Here is a 21,284-nt window from a genome sequence, read left to right as displayed (position 1 = left end):
TGGGAGCGGACCTGTCCGCGAAGAGGTCGGTACATTCGACGCAGCTGCAGCGCCCGTGCCTAAGTCTTCGCGGACAGGTCCGCTCCCACGGGTTTGGCGTTGATTCGAACTGAACGAACAAGGAGAGCAAGATGAAAATCGGATTGGTCGGCTACGGCAAGGGTGGGCGGTATTTTCATGCGCCGCTGATTGCCAGCCTGCCCGGCGCGGTGTTTGCCGGTGTGGTCACCCGTTCGCCGGAGCGCCGCGAAGAGCTGTCACGGGATTACCCCAAAGTCCCGGCGTTCGACACCCTGGCGGACATGGTCGCTGCCGGCATCGACGCCGTGGTCATTTCCACGCCCCTGGCCTCACGTCAGGCGTTGATCCTGGAAGCCATCGAACTGGGCGTGCCGGTGGTCAGCGACAAGCCTTTCGCCTACGACGCGGCACACGCCCAGGCATTGGTCGACGCCGCGCAACAGCGGCGCGTACCGCTGGGCGTCTATCAGAACCGGCGCTGGGACTCGGACTTTCTCACCGTGTGCAAGCTGATCAACGACGGCGTGCTGGGCAAGGTCACTCGCTTTGAGTCCCGGGTCGAGCGCTATTCGCCTGCCTCGGTGGGCAAACCCAGTGGCGGCGGCATGTTGCGTGATTTGGGCAGCCATCTTGTGGATCAGGCGCTCCTGTTATTCGGGCCGGTGACGCGGGTGTACGCCGAGCTTGAATTCGCCACGCCGGATCAGCCGGTGGACCACGGCTTTTTTGTGTCCCTGCAACATGCCGGCGGCGTGGTTTCGCACTTATGGGGCAATTGTCTGCAGAACGCCCAAGGACCGCGTTTTCGGGTCAATGGTTCGCTGGGTTGCTACAGCGTTGAGGGCCTGGACGGGCAGGAAGACGCGGCGCTGGCCGGGTTGTCACCCAAGTCCGAAGGCGAGCGGTGGGGCGTCGAGGAACACCGTCGCTGGGGCTGGTTCGAGCAAGGCGAGCACCGCGAGCGCGTGCCGTCGGAGCGCGGCTGCTGGCCCGAGTTTTACCGGCTGTTCCAGGACGCGGTGGAGAAGGGTGGGCCGCTGCCGGTGGATGCCCGGGACGCGGTGGCCTCGGCAGTGATTCTGGATGCCGCGCGGACCAGTGCACTGGAAGGGCGGGTTGTTGGGTTGACGGGATGATCAAAGCGAAATGATCGTCCCCACGCTCTGCGTGGGAATGCAGTTTGGACGCTCCGCGTCCGTCACATGACGCGGAGCGTCAGTAGTGGTGTGCCCACGCAGAGCGTGGGAACAATCGGAGCAGGTGAAAATAGAAATTAATTCTAAAAGCTGTTGAATTAGAAATTATGTTCCAATAGAGTCGTTTCGTCGTGACCCAATTCACTACAACAACAAGAATTTGGAGACACACCTTTCATGAATATCAAGCTTCGTTTTACCTCGCTGGCCCTGGCCTTGATGCTCGGCAGCGGGGCTGCCATGGCGGCGGATCTGAAGATCGGCGTAGCCATGTCGCAGTTCGACGACACCTACCTGACCTACATGCGCGAATACATGGGCAAGAAAGCCAAGGCCATGGGCGATGTTGACCTGCAATTTGTGGACGGTCGCAACGACGTGAACCGACAACTCGACCAGGTCCAGGAGCTAATCGGCAAGGACGTCGATGCGCTGATTGTCAATCCGGTAGACACAGAGGGCACTGCAAAAATCACCAAAGCCGCCACTGCCGCTGGCATTCCGCTGGTCTACGTCAACCGTCGCCCTGACGATCCGAAATTGCCAGCAGGCGTTGCCTCCGTGACCTCGGACGACAAGGAAGCCGGCAGGTTGCAGATGGAATACCTGGCCAAGAAGATGGACGGCAAAGGGACCATCGTAATTTTGCTGGGCGAGCTGTCGAACAATTCGACCCGGGGCCGGACGGATGGGGTTAAGGAAGTTCTGAAAAAATACCCGAACATCAAGATCACACAGGAGCAGACAGGCGGCTGGCAGCGGGAGAAGGGCATGGCCCTGACCAATGACTGGTTGACTCAAGGAACGGGCTTCAACGCGATAATTTCCAACAATGACGAAATGGCGATTGGGGCCGCCATGGCGTTGAAAAGCGCTGGGAAGAAGCAAGGCGAAGTGCTTGTGGCTGGTGTCGACGGTACGCCTGACGGCTTGAATGCGGTGAAAAAAGGCGATCTGACGGTTTCGGTGTTCCAGGACGCCAAGGGTCAGGGTGAAGGCGCCATCGACGCCGCGGTGAAAATGGCGAAAAAGCAGCCCCTGCCCGAGCAGGCGATCGTCATTCCGTTCCGGTTGATCACGGCGGACAACGTCAAAACCTTCGAACAATAATCGACGCGCCGGGGACAAGGGCGCGCTCGCGTCCCCGGCGACTGTCGCACAGGAGCCTGTGATCATGTTCGCTTCAGCTACTGCTAACAGCAACGCCAGCACCGACGCTGCGCCCGATGCCGCCGCGCAGGGCATCGAGTCGCCCTACCTGCTGGAAATCGTCGACGTAAGCAAGGCCTTTCCCGGCGTCATCGCGCTGAACAACGTGCAGCTGCGTGTCCGGGCGGGCAGTGTGCTGGCGCTGATGGGCGAGAACGGCGCGGGCAAATCGACGTTGATGAAAATCATCGCCGGCATCTACCAGCCGGACGCCGGCGAGATCCGCCTGCGTGGCAAGCCGGTCACCTTCGACACGCCGTTGACGGCGCTGCAATCGGGCATCGCCATGATCCATCAGGAACTCAACCTGATGCCACACATGAGCATCGCCGAGAACATCTGGATCGGCCGTGAACAGCTCAACGGCTTTCACATGGTCGATCACCGGGAAATGTACCGCTGCACCGCCGCGCTGCTGGAGCGGTTGCGCATCCGCCTCGACCCGCAGGAGCTGGTGGGTAACCTGAGCATCGCCGAGCGGCAGATGGTGGAGATTGCCAAGGCGGTGTCCTACGACTCCGACGTGCTGATCATGGACGAACCGACCTCGGCCATCACTGAAACCGAAGTCGCGCACCTGTTCTCGATCATTGCCGACCTGCGCGCCCAGGGTAAGGGCATCATTTACATCACCCACAAAATGAATGAGGTCTTCGCCATCGCCGACGAAGTGGCGGTGTTTCGCGACGGCGCCTACATCGGCCTGCAGCGCGCCGACAGCATGAACGGCGACAGCCTGATTTCGATGATGGTCGGCCGGGAGGTCACGCAACTGTTTCCCGAGCGCGACACGCCCATCGGCAAGCGGGTGCTGTCGGTGCGCAATCTGTCACTGGACGGGGTGTTCGATGGCGTGTCGTTCGACCTGCACGCCGGGGAAATCCTGGGCATCGCCGGGCTGATGGGCTCCGGGCGCACCAACGTGGCGGAAACCATTTTCGGCATCACCCCCAGCACCGGCGGCGAGATCGAGCTGGACGGCGTCAGGGTTCGGGTCAGCGATCCGCACTTCGCCATCGAGAAGGGCTTTGCGCTGCTGACCGAGGATCGCAAGCTCACCGGGCTGTTCCCGTGCCTGTCGGTGCTGGAAAACATGGAAATGGCCGTGCTGCCGCATTACGCCGGCAACGGTTTCGTGCAGCAAAAGGCCCTGCGCGCGCTGTGCGAAGACATGTGCAAGAAGCTGCGGGTCAAGACCCCGTCGCTGGAGCAGTGCATCGACACGCTGTCCGGCGGCAATCAGCAAAAGGCGTTGCTGGCGCGCTGGCTGATGACCAATCCCCGGATCCTGATTCTCGACGAGCCGACCCGCGGGATCGACGTCGGCGCCAAGGCCGAAATCTATCGGCTGATCGCATTCCTCGCCAGCGAAGGCATGGCCGTGATCATGATTTCCTCTGAACTGCCGGAAGTATTGGGCATGAGCGACCGCGTGCTGGTCATGCATGAAGGCGAACTGATGGGCACCCTGGACCGCGCCGAAGCAACCCAGGAGCGCGTGATGCACCTGGCGTCGGGCAATGCGATCCACTGACGCGGCCTGCCGACTGACCTGTTGGGCGGCACACACCTACAAGAATAAGAGGCACCGATGAAAATGAACGCGATCCTGGACAATAAACCTGCCACCGCGCCCCACAAGCACAAGCGTCGGCTGCCCACTGAACTGAGTATCCTGCTGGTGCTGATCGGCATCGGCCTGATCTTCGAGCTGTTCGGCTGGATCGTGCGGGACCAGAGCTTTCTGATGAACTCCCAGCGTCTGGTGCTGATGATCCTGCAAATGTCGATCATCGGCCTGATTGCCATCGGCGTGACCCAGGTGATCATCACCACCGGCATCGACTTGTCGTCGGGTTCGGTGCTGGCGCTGTCGGCGATGGTGGCGGCGAGCCTGGCGCAGTCCTCCGATTACGCCCGCGCGGTGTTCCCGTCGCTCACTGACCTGCCGATGTGGATACCGGTCATCGCCGGGCTGGCGGTCGGCCTGCTGGCCGGCGCCATCAACGGCAGCATCATTGCCATCACCGGTATTCCACCGTTCATTGCCACGCTGGGCATGATGGTCTCGGCCCGTGGCCTGGCGCGCTTCTACACCGAAGGCCAGCCGGTGAGCATGCTCAATGATTCCTACACCGCGATCGGCCAGGGCGCGATGCCGGTGATCATCTTCCTCGTGGTGGCGGTGATTTTTCACATCGCCCTGCGCTACACCAAGTACGGCAAATACACCTACGCCATTGGCGGCAACATGCAGGCGGCGCGGACCAGCGGGATCAACGTCAAGCGTCACCTGGTCATCGTCTACAGCATCGCCGGGCTGCTGGCCGGGCTGGCCGGGGTGGTGGCCTCAGCACGGGCCGCGACCGGGCAGGCGGGGATGGGGGTGTCCTATGAACTGGACGCCATTGCCGCCGCCGTGATCGGCGGCACCAGCCTGGCAGGTGGCGTGGGGCGCATCACCGGGACCGTGATCGGCGCGCTGATTCTGGGTGTCATGGCCAGCGGCTTCACCTTCGTCGGGGTGGACGCCTACGTGCAGGACATCATCAAGGGACTGATCATTGTGGTGGCGGTCGTCATCGACCAATATCGAAACAAGCGTAAACTCAAGCGCTGAGCAGCGGATGCACAGACAAAGGGCCTGAAAGGGCCCTTTTTGCATGCAAAGCATTTGAACCGACCCGACAGGGCCGAGTCAGAGGCAGGCATGTGGTGGGACGCGCTCCAACCGTTTCCGAACCCCCGCACAGCGGGTTTTGGTGACTTGTTGGGCGAATCTCGTTCAATTATGTTGCCGAGCCGGGGACCCGGCCTTAGACTGCCGCCCCTCGTAAATTGAGTGCCGGGTGGCGCTTGGAGACTTTGGCGCTTTTACGGCTATTCTGAGCCGCTCCTTTAATTCGCCTTAATGCACGTTTTTTTATAGAGAAATCAATGACCAAGGAAAAGTTGCTGGCGATGCCGGCCGATGATTACATGAACGCCGAGCAGCACGCTTTCTTCGTCGAGCTGTTGCAGTCCATGAAAGTGGAAATCCACGACCGCATCGAGCAGAGTCGTATCGCCATCGAGAGCCTGGACTCGCCGGCCGATCCTGCGGACGCTGCGTCCGTCGAAGAAGAGCGCCACTGGCTGGTGAACGTGATCGACCGCGACCAGCGCATGCTGCCGCAGTTGGAAATGGCCCTGTCGCGTATCAACGACGACACCTTCGGCTGGTGTGAAGACAGCGGTGAAGCCATCGGCCTCAAGCGCCTGCTGATCAGCCCGGCCACCAAGTACTGCATCGAAGCCCAGGAACGCCACGAACAGATCGACCGTCACCAGCGTCAGGCGTGATGTTCATCCTCTGACTGCCCCAGGGCAGTCAGAGTCTCGCGGGATCCCCCGGCCCCTCATCTGTAGAAGCCAAACGCCTGGCGAGGCTATTCGCTCATGCGGTGTAAGGCATGAGTGTTAGTTGCGTTTAATTAATCGCTATTGTATGTGGGACTTGTCTGAAGTGCGGGTGGTTGACTTGACGTTTGGTCAACAGCAAGCAAGCTGTATTAAATATAACTGAATGTTAGTTGGCATTCTTTATTTACTACAACTTGCCAGGCGTACATCCCATGAAACAATCAGATAGTACTGCATATAAAAAATCCGTTTCCACCGCCGGTTCACTGGCGGTCACCTTGCGTATCGGCGTGTTCTTCGACGGTACCGGCAATAATCGCATCAACAGCCAGATCGGCGCCGACTGCCGCGCGCTGGCCGAGACATACCATCATGCGCACATCAAGGAATGCGGGGGCCGACACCTCGATCCCCATAGCAGCTACAGCAGCGAGCTGACCAATATCGCGTTGTTGGCGGACCTGTACCGACAGCAACCTGCGGCCAAAAATAACGGCGGCGGCCTCATGGCCTTTCACGCTATCTATGTCAGTGGGGTCGGTACTACTTCCGGTGGACGGGACTCCCTTATTTCGGGCCAGAGTTTTGGTCGTGGACAAACAGGTGTCGTGGCGAAAGTTGTCAAGGGCGTCAAAAAGATCGCCCGGGTCTTGCATGGGTTCGAGGCACATAATCCCGGCTGTGTCATTGCCGGCCTTGAACTTGACCTGTTCGGTTTCAGCCGCGGTGCTGCCGCCGCGCGTCATTTGGCCAACGAAGTGCTTAAACAACAGGCCGGCCTGCTGGAAGGGATTCTGAATCGGCGCACGTTACCCCTCAGTCCAACATGCACCTGGGCCAACGGCCGTATCAGACTCAAAGTGATCGGACTGTTCGACACGGTGGCCGCGGTGGGCGGTATCACTGACATGGGCCGGGTCAGTGATTCGGCCAACAAAAGGGTCAACCTGTTTCTGCCACCGGGATGCGCCGACCACGTGATCCAGCTCGTGGCGGGGGACGAGCAGCGGCGCAATTTCTCGCTGAACAGCATTTCGCCGGGCTGGATGATCGAGATCACCGTCCCCGGAGCGCACTCCGACGTGGGCGGCGGCTACCCGCCCCAGGCGCGGGAGAACGTGTTTCTGACCCGACCCCGTCGCAGTCTGGTGCGCCTGAGCACGCGCAGCGAGGACACCGATGCCTGGCGCGACGCGCAGGCTGAGCTGGAAACGCTGGACGCCTCCCGGTGGCTCGACCCCCGTGACATCGACGGCCGCATACGGGTGGTGTGCTGGGAACATCATCTGCACTCAAGCAGCAGCATGAAGGAAGTATGGGCTGCGGTGAGCCTTGAGCGAGTGGTCTTCGGCCATCTTTCGGGGGTGTACCTGCGGCTTATGCACGCGCTGAGCACGGAGCAAGGTGTTCCGTTTGAGCCGGTGCCGGCGTCGGTGTTTGCCAGTGTGCCGCCCGAATTGCGCGGCATCGCGGCCACATTGATCGAACAGGGCAGGGCCGGAAAGATCTCCCTGACGGAGCAAGAGGCGCTAGTGCTGTCGCGGCGCTACGTTCATCGATCAGCGCACTGGAATGCCATGGCGGGGAAAAGCGGTGCCTGGGGTGACAGTTTCTTTATTCACGCGCCCGCCGAGGGCGGGCGGGTGCGGTTTCCGAACTGCGAACAGCCAGGCTATCCGCAGTAGCGCCAAAGGAGGCGCGGGTGCAGACTTTTATTTCGCTTCGTGCAACAGCACGTTCAACTCGTCGACCACCGGCGCCCATTCAGCATCCAGCATCAGCTCACCCTTGAGAAACTTCTGCTGGTTCGGCGTCCAGAAGTCGGCTTCGGAGACTTTGACATCGTCCGGCAGCGGGCCATGTTGATCGACAAACGCATCAATACTGTCCTGATCCGAATCCAGGCCCAGTTGTTCGAACAAGGTTTCAAGTGTCGGCGTGGTGAGTTCCATGTCATCTCCTCGTCGGGCATACGGCCCGCACTGGCGTTTACGGTATGTTTGAGCCTGTGCTGTATGTGAGTCGGGTCCCTCACAAGAGTTCTACGCGTTTGCAGCGCCGAACAATGATAGTTGCCCGCGTCCGGTTAAGGTCCGGCAGGCCGATAAAGCCTTCAAGTGGCCTGCATGGGCGCCATAACGGACGAAAGGTATGTATCCGGTTGGGACTGCGAGCCGGTAGAATCCCTGCGGTGGCAACGCCCGGCATCGCGGGCGTATCAGCCGATCGTTATCTTCTTTTGTATTGCCCGGCGGCATGGCCGGGTCGGTCTTTTTCAGGTGGGGAGTTTGTACATTGGCAGTCAGTAATCTGGATACCCATGCGTTGTTTGTGCTCGGTGATCTGCGCGCGAAGTTGGTGAAACAGTTCCAGGCCCGTTTCGTCTATGTCCTCGAGCAGTCCCCCGAAGGCATTTACATGTCTGAAATCGATACGCAAAGCGCGCTGGTGGTGGATGACAAACCGCGCCTGGAACTCAAGGTCGGCGATCATTTCCGCGCCGCCGTGCTGCCCAGCCGAGAAGGCGGCAAGTTTGAAGTGAAGTTTCGCGAGATCAAGATGACCATTTACGGCCTGGGCGAATACGCCTACGTCGACACGCCAGAAGGGCATGGCGTCGTGTTTAAAGAGTCGCAGACCATCTTCATGGTGTTCGCGGCCCACGAACAGATTGCCAGCGGCCTGGGCAAGGTCCTCAAGACCGCAGCGGCCAAAGCCGCGAAATGGCGCAAGGGTGAGTTGGTGTTCAAGCCGAGCGAGTGAGCATCGTTAGTCGCGTCATTCTGTAGGAGCGAATTTATTCGCGAAGCGGCGTGCCTGATACGCCGAGGTCAAACCCTTCGCCAACAAGTTGGCTCCTACAGAAAAACCTTTATTTAATTCCCCTCCTGCCGCTCATCGCTCACTTCCGGCGGTACGTCATCACCGGCCATGCGCTGGCGGAACAGGCTGGTGCGCGCCAGCAGCAGGGTAGTGACCGGGACGGTGATGGCCAGCAGGATCGGAATCAGCCAGGCGTGCACCACCGGGCTGGACTTCAGCGCCGAGCAATACACGATCGACGCCAACGCCACGCACCAGGCCCCCAACGTCGAGGCCAGCGCGGGCGGGTGCATGCGCTGGAAAAAATCCTTCATGCGCAGCAGCCCCATGGCGCCGGTCAGGGCGAACAGGCTGCTGAGCACCAGCAACGCAGCGGTCAGCGCCTCGGCCCAGAACGGCAGAACATCCAGCGAATTCATTCAATCACCTCGCCACGCAGCAGGAACTTGGCCAGCGCAAACGAGCCGACGAAGCCGAACAGCGCGATCAGCAGCGCCGCCTCGAAATAGGTGTCGCTGGCGTAGCGAATCCCCAGCACCAGCATCGTCAGCATCGCCAGGATGTACAGGTAATCCAGGGCCAGCACCCGATCCTGAGCCGACGGCCCCTTGAACAGGCGGATAAGCGTCAGCACCATGGCCAGCGCAAAAATGAACAGGCTGATCAAAATGGCAGTGGACAACAGGGCGCTCATTGGAAAATCTCCACCAGCGGGCGTTCGTAGGCGGATTTGAAATGCGCGATGAAGGCCGCTTCGTCGTCCAGATCAAACACGTGCATCAGCAGCACGCTGCGGTCCAGCGCCAGTTCGGACCAGACCGTGCCGGGCACCACGGTGGTGATCATCGCCAGCGCGGCCAGGCCGTTGGCGTCGTGTAGGTCCAGCGGCACTTTGACGAACGCCGAGCGTGGCGGATGCCGACCCGCGCGCCACACGGTCCAGCCCACGGCCAGGTTGGACACGATCACATCGCGGCCGACGGTGAAGAACAGCCTGAGTGCCACGCCCGGCCGGCGCATCCGCACTGGCAGCGGACGCAGGGGCGCAAACATCAGCGGGGCGATGACACCCAACAGCGCGCCCAGCAGCAGATTGCCGGGGCTGAGCGACAGGTTGAGCAGCAGCCACAGCGCCCACAACGACAGCGATAACAGCGGGGCAGGGAACAGCCGTTTCATGGCTGCACCTCCGGGCTTAGGGCGGTAGGGCCGGGCAATACCTTGGTGCCCATGACCGACAACACGTACTGCCGTGGATCATGCAGCGCGGCGGCGGTGTCCTGGGTGTATTGCAGCAAGGCCTGGGCCTTGAAGGTCATGACCATGCACAGCCCGAGCAGCATCGCGATGGGCAGGCACTCATAGCGGCGCAGCAACGGCGCCGGACGCTCATGGGGCGTCCAGAACCGCTGGATGCCGATCCGGGCGAACGACAGCAGGGCCGCCAGCCCGGAAAAAATCAGCAGCGCAATCAACGCCCAGCTGGCAGCGCCAATGGCTTCATCCTGCGCGACATCCAGCCCCAGCGGGTTGAGCAGGGCACTGATCAGCGCCAGTTTGCCGAGGAACCCGGACAGCGGCGGCAGGCCGATGATCAATAGCGCACACACCACAAAACTCAGGCCGATAAAGGCCATGGTCCAGGGAATCACCTGACCGACCACGGCTTTCTGTTCATCGTCCAGGTTGGTGCCCGGCAACGGGTGCAACGCCTCCACCGCCTTGGGCAGCTGGTCGGCGTCTTCTTCCAGCGGGATCTCGTTGGCCGAACGCGAGCGCTCGATCAGCTCGGCCAGCAGGAACAACGCGCTCAGGGCCAGGGTCGAGCTGACCATGTAAAACAGCGCCCCGGCTGTGAGGCTGGGTTGGGCAAAGCCGACGGCGGACAAGAGAATGCCGGCCGAGACCAGGATGCTCAGGCTGGCCATGCGCTCAAGGCGCTGGGCGGCGATGATCGAGACGGCGGCCACCAACAGCGTCGCCATGCCGCCGTAAATCAGCCACTGGCCGCCAAAGAACGCCGATGTCCCGGCCTGTCCGGAAAACAGCAGGGTCCACAGGCGCAGCAGGGTGTACGCGCCGACCTTGGTCATGATCGCGAAGAGCGCCGCCACCGGCGCGCTGGCGGCCGAATACGCCGGCACCAGCCAGAAATTCAGCGGCCACATGCCGGCCTTGGCCAGAAACGCCACGGCCAGAATGGCAGCGCCGGCGTGAAGCAGCCCCAGATCCTTGTCGGCCACCAGCGGGATTTTCACCGCCAGGTCCGCCAGGTTCAGGGTCCCGGTGACGCCGTAGATCAGCGCCGCGCCAATCAGGAACAACGACGAGGCCAGCAGGTTGATGGTGATGTAATGCAGGCCCGCCGACACCCGGGCGCGGCCGGAACCGTGAAGCATCATCCCGTAGGAGGCGGCGAGCAGGACCTCGAAGAACACGAACAGGTTGAACAGGTCGGCGGTCAGGAAGGCGCCATAAAGCCCCATCAGCTGAATCTGGAACAGCGCATGAAAGCTGGCACCGGCCCTGTCCCAGCGCGCCATGGCGAACAACAGGGCGCAGAACGCGATGATGCCGGTCAGCACCAACATCAGCGCCGACAGGTGATCAATCACCAGCACAATGCCGAACGGCGCCTCCCAGTTGCCCGGCAGGTACACGCCAATGGCGCCGGTGGTCCCGGTTTTCTGCACCCACATCATCAGGCTGATGGCGATCAACAGCCCTAGCCCTGTGGACAGCAAGTTGATCCGCGCCTTCAGCGGGCGGTGCTTTTCCCCTAGCCAGAGCATCAACGCAGCCGTGATCACCGGCAGCAGGATCGGCGCGACGATCAGTTGGTTCATCCACGTCATTCGCTGGACTCCCGACCGTCCACATGGTCGTTGCCGGTCAGCCCGCGGGACGCCAGCAGCACCACCAGGAACAGCGCGGTCATGGCGAAACTGATGACAATCGCGGTCAGCACCAGCGCCTGGGGCAGCGGGTCGGTGTAATTGAGCAGGTCCTGCGGCACGCCGTTTTTGATGATTGGCTCCTTGCCGATGAACAGGCTGCCCATGCTGAAGATGAACAGGTTGACGCCGTAGGACAGCAGGCACAGGCCCATGACCACCTGGAAAGTCCGTGGGCGCAGAATCAACCAGACGCCGGAAGCGACGAGTATTCCGATGGCAATGGCGATGACTTCTTCCATCAGGCGACTCCTTGCGCGTTGATCGGTTTGGGCAGCGACGTCGGGCGATGGCTGCGCACCGACTGGTGGGCCAGGGCGGTGAGGATCAGCAGCGTCGAACCCACCACCACCGCGTATACGCCGATGTCGAAGAACAGCGCGCTGGCCACATGCACATCGCCTAGCAGCGGCAGGTGCAAATGCGCGGTGTGGGTGGTCATGAACGGGTAGCCGAAGACCATCGAGCCGATGCCCGTAACCAGGGCGAAAAACAGCCCGGTGCCCATCCAGCGCAACGGCCGCAGGCTCATTTGCGCCTCGACCCATTGGGTGCCGGCCACCATGTATTGCAGGATGAACGCCACCGACATCACCAGCCCGGCGACGAACCCGCCACCCGGCTGGTTGTGCCCGCGCATGAACAGGTACATCGACACCACGAACGCCATGGGCAACAGCAAACGCACCAACACCGCCGGCACCATCATGAAGCCCAGGGCGGTGTCGCTGGCGCCGCGCGGGTTGACCAGATCGGTGACCACGTCGCGGGCCAGCAAGCGCTGCTGCGCCGGCAGGGGAATGCTCTCCCTGGGCGGACGGAAGCGGCGCAGCAGGGCAAACACGGTCAAGGCCACGGCCGCCAGCACGGTGATTTCGCCAAAGGTGTCGAAGCCACGGAAATCCACCAGCATCACGTTGACAACGTTGGTGCCCCCGCCCAGCGGCACCGCGCGGCTCAGGTAAAACTCGGAAATGGCATTGGGTGTGGCGCGGGTCAGCATCGCGTAGGACAGCAGCGCCATGCCGGCACCCACCCCGACCGCCAGGACGAAATCGCGAATCCGCCGGGCCCTGGCGCGGTTGCGCGAACGCGGTCCGGGGACGTTTTCGTTGCGGCGCGGCAGCCAGCGCAGGCCCAGCAGGATCAACACCGTGGTGACCACTTCGACCACCAGCTGCGTCAGGGCCAGGTCCGGCGCCGAAAACCAGACGAAGGTGACGCAGGTCGTCAGGCCGCACACGCTGACCATCGTGACCGCAGCCAGTCGATGGTATTTGGCCTGCCACGCCGCGCCGATGGCACAGGCAATGGCGATCAGCCAGAGGATCACAAACACCCCGGAGCCCGGGATTTTCGGTCGATCACCCCAGGTCAGGCCGTTGACGTACATCGGCACGAAGCCTGCGACCAGGGCTGCAACCACCATCAGGAACAACTGCGCCTGCAGGCGGCGCGTGGTCAGCAGCCGCTCGAAGCGCTGGGCCAGGCGCATGATGATCACCAGCGAGCGTTCGAACAGCCGCTTGCCGTTCAGGCGTGACACCAGCGGCGGCCCGTTGAAGCGCTCGCGCTTGAGCGGCTTGCGCAGCAGCAGGTACAACACGATCCCGGCGCCCATGGCCACCAGGCTCATGATCATCGGCGCGTTCCAGCCGTGCCAGATGGCCAGGCTGTATTCGGGCAGGGTGCCGCCGACCACGGGCTGCGCCGCTGCGGCCAGCAAAGGGCCTACCGAATGCGCCGGAAATACGCCGACGATCAGGCAGGCCAGCACCAGGAACTCCACCGGCGCGCGCATCCAGCGGGGCGGTTCGTGGGGCGTGTGCGGCAGGTCGGTGGCTTTCGGGCCGAAGAACACATCCACCGTGAAGCGCAGGGAATAAGCCACGCTGAAGGCACCGGCGAGGGTGGCGATCACTGGCAGGGCCATCTCGACCCAGTCGGTGGCGTTGATGAACACGGTTTCGGCGAAGAACATCTCTTTGGACAGAAAGCCGTTGAGCAGCGGCACGCCGGCCATGGAGGCGCTGGCCACCATGGCCAGCGTCGCGGTGTACGGCATGAGCTTGATCAGTCCGCTGAGCTTGCGGATGTCCCGGGTGCCGCTTTCGTGGTCGATGATCCCCGCCGCCATGAACAGCGAGGCCTTGAACGTGGCGTGGTTGAGGATGTGAAACACCGCCGCCACCGCCGCCAGCGGGCTATTGAGCCCCAGCAACAGGGTAATCAGGCCCAGATGACTGATGGTGGAATAGGCCAGCAGGCCTTTGAGGTCGTTCTGGAAAATCGCCGAATAGGCGCCGATCACCAGGGTGCAGGCCCCCGCGCCACTGACGATCCAGAACCACTGCTCGCTGCCGGACAAAGACGGCCACAGACGCGCCAGCAGGAACACCCCGGCCTTGACCATGGTCGCCGAATGCAGATAGGCCGACACCGGCGTGGGCGCCGCCATGGCATGGGGCAGCCAGAAGTGAAAAGGAAACTGCGCGCTTTTGCTCAGGGCGCCGATGAGGATCAGGGTCAGCAACACCGGGTACAGCGCGTGGGCGCGGATCGCGTCGCCGGATGCCAGCACCCGGTCCAGGTCGTAGCTGCCGACCACATGCCCCAGCAGCATCATGCCCACCAGCAACGCCAGCCCGCCGGCCCCGGTGACCATCAGCGCCATGTACGCGCCGCGGCGGGCGTCGGCCCGGTGGTGCCAATAGCCGATCAGCAGGAAGGAGAAGACACTCGTCAGCTCCCAGAAAAACACGATCTGAATAAGATTGCCGGACAACACCAGGCCGAGCATCGCGCCCATGAACGCCAGGAAAAACGAGAAGAAGCGCGGCACCGGATCGTTGGGGGACATGTAGTAGCGGGCGTACAACGAGACCAGCGTGCCGATGCCCAACACCAGCATCGAGAACAGCCAGGCGAAGCCATCCATGCGCAGCGAGAAATTCAGGCCCAGGCTGGGCAGCCAGAAGAACTCCTCGCGGATCACCCCGCCGTGGGCAATCTGCGGATACCACAGCGCCACCTGAACAGCCCCGATCAGGGCAATCAGGCCGGCCAGCAAGGATTCACTGTTACGCGCGTTGTGCGGTAGTACCGCTGCAATACAGCTGCCAATGAACGGCAGAAGCAGTAGAACTATCAGAGACATAGGCTTCTAATCTGCGAAGAAATGTCAAGGATCATACGTGGCACCCTCCAGATCACCAAACGCCAAGGTGTCGCAGAATCCTACAAAGAACAACGCAATTTCCTTCACTTAGCGGGAAGTCACGGTTAGGCACGCACGGGTAGGAGCTGCCGAGGCACGAAGGCTGCGATGCGGTGCATCAGGCGAAACAATGACTATAGATACGCCGCAGGACCCGCGTCATTGGCGACACCGTTCATTTAAGCCACAATGCCCGCCTGTTTTTGGAGCCGTTTATGCCTGAATCCATCGAAAGCCTGTCCCCCGACGCCGTCCTCGACGCCAGCGGTCTCAATTGCCCTGAGCCGGTGATGATGCTGCACCAGAAGGTCCGTGACCTGCACCCGGGCGGCCTGCTCAAGGTCATCGCCACCGATCCCTCCACGCAGCGTGATATCCCGAAGTTTTGCGTGTTCCTGGGCCATGATCTGGTCGATCAGGACGCCACCGAAGGCGTTTATCGCTACTGGATCCGCAAAAAGCAGGACTGAGCGGCTACACTGCCGCCACTTCAGGGGAGCCCACCATGCGCATCGTTGCTGACGAAAACATTCCACTGCTCGACGCCTTTTTCGAAGGGTTCGGCGACATCCGCCGTTATCCCGGCCGTACCCTTGATCGCGCGGCCGTGGCCGATGCCGACATCCTGCTGGTGCGCTCGGTCACCCAGGTCACCCGTAAATTGCTCGAAGGCAGCCCGGTGCGCTTCGTCGGCACCTGCACCATAGGCACCGACCACCTTGATCTCGATTACTTTGCCGAGGCCGGCATTCAGTGGGCCAGCGCACCCGGCTGCAATGCCAGGGGCGTGGTGGATTACGTGCTGGGCAGCCTGTTGACCCTGGCGGAAATCGAAGGCGCGGACCTGGCCCAACGTACTTATGGCGTGGTCGGCGCAGGACAGGTGGGCGGGCGCTTGATTCAGGTGCTGCGCGGCCTGGGCTGGCACGTGCTGGTCTGTGACCCGCCCCGGCAAGCGGCCGAAGGCGGGGATTACGTCAGTCTCGACGAGATCATTCAGCGCTGCGACGTCATCAGCCTGCACACACCCCTGAGCAAGACCGGTGATGTGCCCACCTGGCATCTGTTCGATCGCCAACGGCTGGAACAGCTCAAGACCGGCACCTGGCTGATCAACGCCGCCCGTGGCCCGGTGGTGGACAACGCCGCACTGCGCGAGGTGTTGCTGGCCCGGGAAGACCTGCAAGCGGTGCTGGACGTCTGGGAAAAGGAGCCGCACGTCGATGTCGAACTGGCCGAGCTGTGTGTCATCGCCACGCCACACATCGCCGGCTACAGCCTGGACGGCCGGCAACGGGGCACGGCGCAGGTTTATCAGGCGCTGTGCGGGTTTCTCGATCAATCACCGGTCGTGACACTGGAACAGCTGCTGCCCAAGCCGTGGCTGGCGCAACTGACCCTGGACGCCGCCACTGACCCGATGTGGGCGCTCAACACCCTGTGTCGTGGCGTCTATGACCCGCGTCGTGACGATGCCGATTTTCGCCGCAGCCTGGTGGGCACTGCCGACAGTCAGCGGCTGGCCTTCGACGCCCTGCGTAAACACTACCCGCCACGCCGCGAGATAGAGGGGTTGCCCGTTGCCATCAATGGCGAGTCCGACGCATTGCGCACGCTCATTACCGCGCTGGGCGCTATCCCTCTGTAGACGGTTATCACGCGGTCCCCTGTAGGAGCATTCGGAGGTTACGACGGGCGCGATGCGGTTCGCCTGAAACCCCTCGATCGCATGACCACAGGGCCGCTGTGTACCCATCGCTGGCAAGCCGAGCTCCCACGGCCTGCGGCCAGAATCAAAAAAATGAAGCACACAGAAAAAACCCGGCAGGCGGGCCGGGTTCTGAATGAGGGGTCGCATCAATCTTGTTTTTCAGGAATGACCCACTGCTTTTCACATGCCTGACACGCTTCCTGCACCATTTCTTCAGTGATCAGGACTTCCTTACCCTCGTCATCGAGAAGGGCACCCCCTACGTCAGGGTTGGCCTGGGTGTGGCCTGTGGGTACGCGATTGCTGCTTTCATGCAAGCTCATGGCCTGTCTCCTCATCAGGTGTGCTTCAAACCTACTTGACGTTCGATGACCGCACCGTGACATCCCTTGGCGCTGTAAACGTCGGACCAGTCCACCAGAAACGTCGGCAAACCTCTACCCGGCTGTTAGATCAATCGCATCTAGCGCCAATACCCTACGGTCATAAGGCTATTGCCCCACACGAATTCTCCGCGTTCAGGCCACGGCGACGAGCGTGCCAAGGGCCGGGAGGTGTAGGCTCTGTATTCGAGTCATCTACCCAAGGCAGTCCCCGTTATGGTCTCAGTGCTTTCCGGTCGTCAGCGTCATGCCATTCGTCTGGCGCTGCGGATGATCGCGCCTTACCGCAAGCAGGCCATCGGCGCCTTGATTGCGTTGATTGTCACTGCCGGCATCACATTGTCCATGGGGCAGGGCATCCGTTTGATGGTGGATCAGGGCTTCATGACCCGCTCGCCCACCCTGCTTAACGAAACCATCGGCCTGTTCATGCTGCTGATTGTGGCGCTGGCTTTGGGCACGTTCGCCCGGTTTTACCTGGTGTCGTGGATTGGCGAGCGGGTGGTGGCGGATCTGCGCAAGCAGGTGTTCGACCATTTGGTAAACCTGCACCCGGGCTTCTACGAAAACAATCGCAGCTCCGAGATCCAGTCCCGGCTGACGGCGGACACCACCTTGCTGCAATCGGTGATCGGCTCGTCACTGTCGATGTTCCTGCGCAACGCGTTGATGGTGATCGGCGGGATCATTCTGCTGTTTTTCACCAACCCCAAACTCACCAGCATCGTGGTCGTGGCCTTGCCGCTGGTGGTGGCGCCGATCCTGATCTTCGGTCGTCGGGTGCGCAGCCTGTCGCGGGAGAGCCAGGACCGGGTGGCTGACGTCGGCAGTTACGTGTCCGAAGCGCTGGGCCAGATCAAAACGGTGCAGGCCTACAACCACCAGGCGCAGGACAAACAACGCTTTGCGAAAACCGCCGAAGACGCGTTCGAGACGGCGCGCAAGCGAATTCTGCAGCGTTCATGGCTGATCACGCTGGTGATTATGCTGGTCTTGGGCGCGGTGGCGGTGATGCTCTGGGTGGGCGGCATGGACGTGATCGCCGGGCGCATTTCCGGCGGCGAGCTGGCGGCTTTCGTGTTCTACAGCCTGATTGTCGGCAGCGCCTTTGGCACCTTGAGCGAGGTGATCGGTGAGTTGCAGCGGGCGGCGGGCGCAGCAGAGCGCATCACCGAACTGCTGCAGGCGCGCAGCGAAATCACCGCGCCGACCCATGATTTGCTTCAGTTGCCGGTTCGGATCAGTGGGCGTCTGGCGCTGGAAGACGTCACCTTTGCCTACCCGTCGCGGCCGGAACGCAACGCCATTGATGGCCTGAGCCTGGTGATCGAGCCGGGTGAGACGGTGGCGTTGGTTGGCCCTTCCGGCGCCGGAAAATCAACGCTGTTCGACCTGTTGCTGCGGTTTTACGATCCGCAGCACGGCCGGGTGCTGGTGGAAGGGCTGCCGGCGAATCGCCTCGACCCGCTGGACCTGCGGCGCTGTTTTGCCTGGGTCTCGCAGACGCCTGCGCTGTTTTTCGGCAGCGTCGAGGACAACATCCGCTACGGCAACGCCAGCGCCACCCTGGAGCAGGTCGAGGCGGCGGCCAGAATCGCCCATGCCCATGAATTCATTCAGCAACTGCCGAAGGGCTATCAGACCCATCTGGGTGACGGCGGCATGGGCTTGTCCGGCGGTCAGCGCCAGCGATTGGCGATTGCCCGGGCGCTGTTGTCCGAGGCGCCGATCCTGTTGCTGGACGAGGCGACCAGTGCACTGGATGCGCAAAGCGAGCATCTGATTCAGCAGGCATTGCCGACGTTGATGCAGGGCCGCACGACCCTGGTGATCGCCCACCGGCTCGCCACGGTGCAGAACGCCGACCGCATCGCCGTGATCGATCAGGGCCGTTTGATGGCGGTGGGCACTCACCAGCAGTTGATCGCCAGTAATCCGCTGTACGCGCGGCTGGCGGCGTTGCAGTTCAATCAGGGGGTGGAGGAGGTGGTGTGATCACCGCGCCTTTTGGAATGGCGCGGAATCTGTAGGAGCCAACTTGTTGGCGAAGCGGCTAACGCGGTGTGCCAGGCAGAACGCTTCGCGAACAAGTTCGCTCCTACAGAGGTAGCGCCTAACGCGGTGTGCCAGGCAGAACGCTTCGCGAACAAGTTCGCTCCTTCAGGGGGGGCGGGGAATCAGTGGTACTCGCACAGGTACGCAGTATCTACCGCGACTTTCAGCTGAAATTTGCTTTCGCCCGGCACATCGAACGACTCACCGGCGGCGAAGGTTTTCCAGTCGCTGCTGTCGGGCAGCTTCACGGTCAGGGAGCCCGACACCACCAGCATGGTTTCCGGCTGGCCGGTCCCGAATTCGTATTCGCCCGGCGCCATGACGCCGACGGTGGCGGTTTTGCCTTCAACGGGTGTGAAGGCGATGGACTTGACGGTGCCGTCGAAGTATTCGTTGACCTTGAGCATGACGGGGTCTCCTTGAAGGACTTGGGAAAAGGGCTTTAAAAGGCCCGACAGTATGCCGAACGTACAAAAGGGCGTCATCCGCTTTGATTAAAGCGTCATTGCCGCCCCGGCATGATCAACGGCAAAAGCCTCGCCGTATTGCGGGCATCGTTCAGCGCGCGATGTTGCTGACCGTTGAAATGCATCCCGGCCAACTGCAATGCGCCATTGAGTCCGGGTGCCTTCTGCAGGTGGCGGGCCTCAGCGAAACGCTGCTTGAGGTTCAGATGGGGCAGGGTGCTCAGCGCGCTGGTCAGCGCCTGTTGCTGCCACTGGGTTTCAAACTGCAAACGGTCGTAATCGCCCCAGCTGGCCCATCCGGCCAATTTGCCCTGATGGTGCCCCAGCCAGCGTTCAAACAACGGCCAGACCACGTTCAGCGGTGTGGCGCTGTCGATGTTGCTCTGACTGATGTGGGTCAGCTGACGACAGAAGGGCGTCAACAGCGGGCGGCGCAAGGGCCGTACAAACCGTTCGAAATGGTCCACCTCGCGTCCGTCCTGATTGACCACGGTCGCGCCGATTTCAATGATCTCCATTTCCGCTACAGGCCATCCGCCTTCCTCGGTGGTGGCCTCCAGATCAATCACCAGCCAATGCGGCATGTCGAACTCCAATTTCAACCCAGTACGCAATGAACTGGAGCGTAGTCACATAAGGCTCGCGCCGTCCAACGGGAATACGCAATCAACTGTCGCGCTTGATTGGGACTCACGAGGCAGCGGATGATTTCGCGCCGGCCTGATATTTTTGTCGCGCTGTGGTGTGATTGCGGCAGAAAATGGCCGGCCGGGTCAGCAGCTCTCCTGTCCGGGTAGTTGCACATTGTCTAATTGTGTCGAAGCGCCTAGCTTAGCGGGACTCGATTCGCCAGAGGTGCTTTGTCTTGAGGTCTACACCCGTGCGGACGGCTGTCAAAACCGCTTTCATCATCCCCCTTCGCACGCTGCTGCTGGCCACGGCAACGCTGTGGGCGACCCAGGCGGCCGCCACGCAACTGGTGCGCGTGGGCGCGGCGCATTTTCCGCCGTACACGATTCGCCCGGAGCGCGGTGAGGCCACCGGTTTGCTTGCGCAGATGATCACGGCGCTGAACGCGATGCAAAACGACTTTCGCTTTGAAATGGTGCCGACGTCGCTGCCCCGCCGGTTTCGGGAGTTCCAGCAGGCGCGTTATGACATGGCAATTTTTGAAAACCCCGGCTGGGGCTGGAAAGGCATTCCTCACGTCGAGGTCGACATGGGGCTTGAGGACGCAGAAGTCTTTGTGGCCCATCAAGCCGAGGGGCGGGGTCAGGGTTATTTTAGTCAACTGCAGGGCAAGCGCCTGGCGCTGTTCAATGGCTATCATTACGCCTTCGCCCAGTTCAACGCCGACCCCAAATACCTGGCCGACACTTACAACGCCACCGTGACGTATTCCCACGACAGTAACCTGCTCATGGTCCTGCGTGACCGGGCCGACATTGCGTTAGTTACGCGTTCGTACCTGAGCACGTTTCTGGCTGCCAACCCGGCCGATGCGAACCAATTGTTGGTGTCGGAGAGGGCTGATCAGGTCTATCGCCACTACGCATTGCTGCGGCCCGACGCGCCAATCACCGGCGAACAGTTCGACGCGCTGCTGCAGCGCCTGCGGGACAATGGAGGGCTGCTGAAGATATTCCAGCCGTATCGAATAGCCGTGACGCCGCCGACCGATCACCACGCCGTGGCCATCGATATGAATAAGGATTAGGGGAATGTCCGGTCGCCAGTAACGACACCGCATTGTAGGCGCGCACCTTTGCCCGCGACTGCTGCGTGTCAGCGCACATTAAGGTCGCTGGCAACATCGATCGAGGGCAAGCGCGCTCCTACAGTTGAA

The 21,284-nt window shown here is 61.7% G+C and carries 21 protein-coding genes; 11 read left to right on the top strand and 10 right to left on the bottom strand.

Annotated features, from left to right (window positions below; translation table 11 throughout):
- Window positions 1–131: 131 nt before the first annotated feature.
- The 6 genes from ABQX22_RS25550 (at window position 132) to ABQX22_RS25525 (ending at window position 7,513) form a co-directional block, all read left to right on the top strand.
- Window positions 132–1,157, top strand: a complete 1,026-nt coding sequence (locus ABQX22_RS25550; RefSeq protein WP_349802647.1) for a Gfo/Idh/MocA family protein — start codon at window positions 132–134, stop codon at window positions 1,155–1,157.
- Window positions 1,158–1,394: 237 nt separating this feature from the next.
- Window positions 1,395–2,327, top strand: a complete 933-nt coding sequence (locus ABQX22_RS25545) for a sugar ABC transporter substrate-binding protein (RefSeq protein ID WP_349802646.1) — start codon at window positions 1,395–1,397, stop codon at window positions 2,325–2,327.
- Between the two features lie 64 nt (window positions 2,328–2,391).
- A complete protein-coding gene (locus ABQX22_RS25540) occupies window positions 2,392–3,960 on the top strand; it encodes a sugar ABC transporter ATP-binding protein (RefSeq protein ID WP_349802645.1) in 1,569 nt (522 codons plus the stop codon).
- 57 nt (window positions 3,961–4,017) lie between these two features.
- Window positions 4,018–5,046, top strand: coding sequence for an ABC transporter permease (locus ABQX22_RS25535; protein ID WP_349802644.1), 1,029 nt, complete (start codon window positions 4,018–4,020; stop codon window positions 5,044–5,046).
- 317 nt (window positions 5,047–5,363) lie between these two features.
- Complete coding sequence (locus tag ABQX22_RS25530) at window positions 5,364–5,768, top strand: TraR/DksA family transcriptional regulator (protein ID WP_349802643.1); 405 nt, start codon at window positions 5,364–5,366, stop codon at window positions 5,766–5,768.
- A 230-nt stretch (window positions 5,769–5,998) separates the two neighbouring features.
- Entirely contained in the window at window positions 5,999–7,513 is a 1,515-nt protein-coding gene (locus tag ABQX22_RS25525; RefSeq protein WP_349802642.1) for a T6SS phospholipase effector Tle1-like catalytic domain-containing protein, read from the top strand.
- A gap of 27 nt (window positions 7,514–7,540) precedes the next feature.
- On the opposite strand, the gene ABQX22_RS25520 is transcribed toward ABQX22_RS25525, so the two are convergent.
- A complete protein-coding gene (locus ABQX22_RS25520) occupies window positions 7,541–7,780 on the bottom strand; it encodes a DUF2789 domain-containing protein (RefSeq protein WP_349802641.1) in 240 nt (79 codons plus the stop codon).
- Window positions 7,781–8,123: 343 nt separating this feature from the next.
- On the opposite strand from ABQX22_RS25520, the gene ABQX22_RS25515 reads away from it, so the two are divergent.
- Window positions 8,124–8,591: a hypothetical protein gene (locus ABQX22_RS25515; RefSeq protein WP_349802640.1), complete on the top strand. Its 468-nt coding sequence runs from the start codon at window positions 8,124–8,126 to the stop codon at window positions 8,589–8,591.
- A gap of 113 nt (window positions 8,592–8,704) precedes the next feature.
- Here ABQX22_RS25515 and ABQX22_RS25510 read toward each other — a convergent pair whose 3' ends face one another.
- The 6 genes from ABQX22_RS25510 to ABQX22_RS25485 are packed head-to-tail and all read right to left on the bottom strand — an operon-like array spanning window position 8,705 to window position 14,762.
- Window positions 8,705–9,070, bottom strand: a complete 366-nt coding sequence (locus ABQX22_RS25510; RefSeq protein ID WP_349802639.1) for a Na+/H+ antiporter subunit G — start codon at window positions 9,068–9,070, stop codon at window positions 8,705–8,707.
- Complete coding sequence (locus tag ABQX22_RS25505; protein ID WP_349802638.1) at window positions 9,067–9,345, bottom strand: K+/H+ antiporter subunit F; 279 nt, start codon at window positions 9,343–9,345, stop codon at window positions 9,067–9,069. The genes ABQX22_RS25510 and ABQX22_RS25505 overlap by 4 nt, the downstream gene beginning before the upstream one ends.
- The gene (locus ABQX22_RS25500) at window positions 9,342–9,830 is read right to left on the bottom strand and encodes a Na+/H+ antiporter subunit E (RefSeq protein WP_349802637.1); all 489 of its coding nucleotides are present in this window, start codon (window positions 9,828–9,830) and stop codon (window positions 9,342–9,344) included. Before ABQX22_RS25500 ends, ABQX22_RS25505 begins: the two co-directional genes overlap by 4 nt.
- On the bottom strand, window positions 9,827–11,506 hold the full coding sequence (locus ABQX22_RS25495) for a monovalent cation/H+ antiporter subunit D (protein WP_349802636.1): 1,680 nt from the start codon (window positions 11,504–11,506) through the stop codon (window positions 9,827–9,829). Before ABQX22_RS25495 ends, ABQX22_RS25500 begins: the two co-directional genes overlap by 4 nt.
- Entirely contained in the window at window positions 11,503–11,847 is a 345-nt protein-coding gene (locus tag ABQX22_RS25490; protein ID WP_349802635.1) for a Na+/H+ antiporter subunit C, read from the bottom strand. Before ABQX22_RS25490 ends, ABQX22_RS25495 begins: the two co-directional genes overlap by 4 nt.
- Complete coding sequence (locus tag ABQX22_RS25485; protein ID WP_349802634.1) at window positions 11,847–14,762, bottom strand: monovalent cation/H+ antiporter subunit A; 2,916 nt, start codon at window positions 14,760–14,762, stop codon at window positions 11,847–11,849. The genes ABQX22_RS25490 and ABQX22_RS25485 overlap by 1 nt, the downstream gene beginning before the upstream one ends.
- A 275-nt stretch (window positions 14,763–15,037) precedes the next feature.
- On the opposite strand from ABQX22_RS25485, the gene tusA reads away from it, so the two are divergent.
- Window positions 15,038–15,292 carry a sulfurtransferase TusA gene (gene tusA / locus ABQX22_RS25480; RefSeq protein WP_349802633.1) on the top strand — a complete coding sequence of 85 codons (255 nt, stop codon included), beginning with the start codon at window positions 15,038–15,040 and terminating at the stop codon, window positions 15,290–15,292.
- A gap of 35 nt (window positions 15,293–15,327) precedes the next feature.
- Window positions 15,328–16,470: a 4-phosphoerythronate dehydrogenase PdxB gene (pdxB, locus tag ABQX22_RS25475; protein WP_349802632.1), complete on the top strand. Its 1,143-nt coding sequence runs from the start codon at window positions 15,328–15,330 to the stop codon at window positions 16,468–16,470.
- Between the two features lie 209 nt (window positions 16,471–16,679).
- On the opposite strand, the gene ABQX22_RS25470 is transcribed toward pdxB, so the two are convergent.
- Window positions 16,680–16,856, bottom strand: a complete 177-nt coding sequence (locus ABQX22_RS25470) for a PA1571 family protein (protein WP_349802631.1) — start codon at window positions 16,854–16,856, stop codon at window positions 16,680–16,682.
- A gap of 276 nt (window positions 16,857–17,132) precedes the next feature.
- On the opposite strand from ABQX22_RS25470, the gene ABQX22_RS25465 reads away from it, so the two are divergent.
- Window positions 17,133–18,911 carry an ABC transporter transmembrane domain-containing protein gene (locus tag ABQX22_RS25465; protein ID WP_349802630.1) on the top strand — a complete coding sequence of 593 codons (1,779 nt, stop codon included), beginning with the start codon at window positions 17,133–17,135 and terminating at the stop codon, window positions 18,909–18,911.
- A 182-nt stretch (window positions 18,912–19,093) separates the two neighbouring features.
- On the opposite strand, the gene ABQX22_RS25460 is transcribed toward ABQX22_RS25465, so the two are convergent.
- On the bottom strand, window positions 19,094–19,378 hold the full coding sequence (locus ABQX22_RS25460; RefSeq protein ID WP_349802629.1) for a pyrimidine/purine nucleoside phosphorylase: 285 nt from the start codon (window positions 19,376–19,378) through the stop codon (window positions 19,094–19,096).
- Window positions 19,379–19,473: 95 nt separating this feature from the next.
- Window positions 19,474–20,022, bottom strand: a complete 549-nt coding sequence (locus tag ABQX22_RS25455) for an exonuclease domain-containing protein (RefSeq protein ID WP_349802628.1) — start codon at window positions 20,020–20,022, stop codon at window positions 19,474–19,476.
- Between the two features lie 296 nt (window positions 20,023–20,318).
- On the opposite strand from ABQX22_RS25455, the gene ABQX22_RS25450 reads away from it, so the two are divergent.
- Entirely contained in the window at window positions 20,319–21,155 is an 837-nt protein-coding gene (locus ABQX22_RS25450; RefSeq protein WP_349802627.1) for a substrate-binding periplasmic protein, read from the top strand.
- Window positions 21,156–21,284: the final 129 nt, after the last annotated feature.

Source organism: Xanthomonas sp. WHRI 1810A (assembly GCF_040202885.1).
Taxonomy (GTDB): Bacteria; Pseudomonadota; Gammaproteobacteria; order Pseudomonadales; family Pseudomonadaceae; genus Aquipseudomonas.
This window is presented reverse-complemented; position numbering and strand designations above follow the sequence as displayed.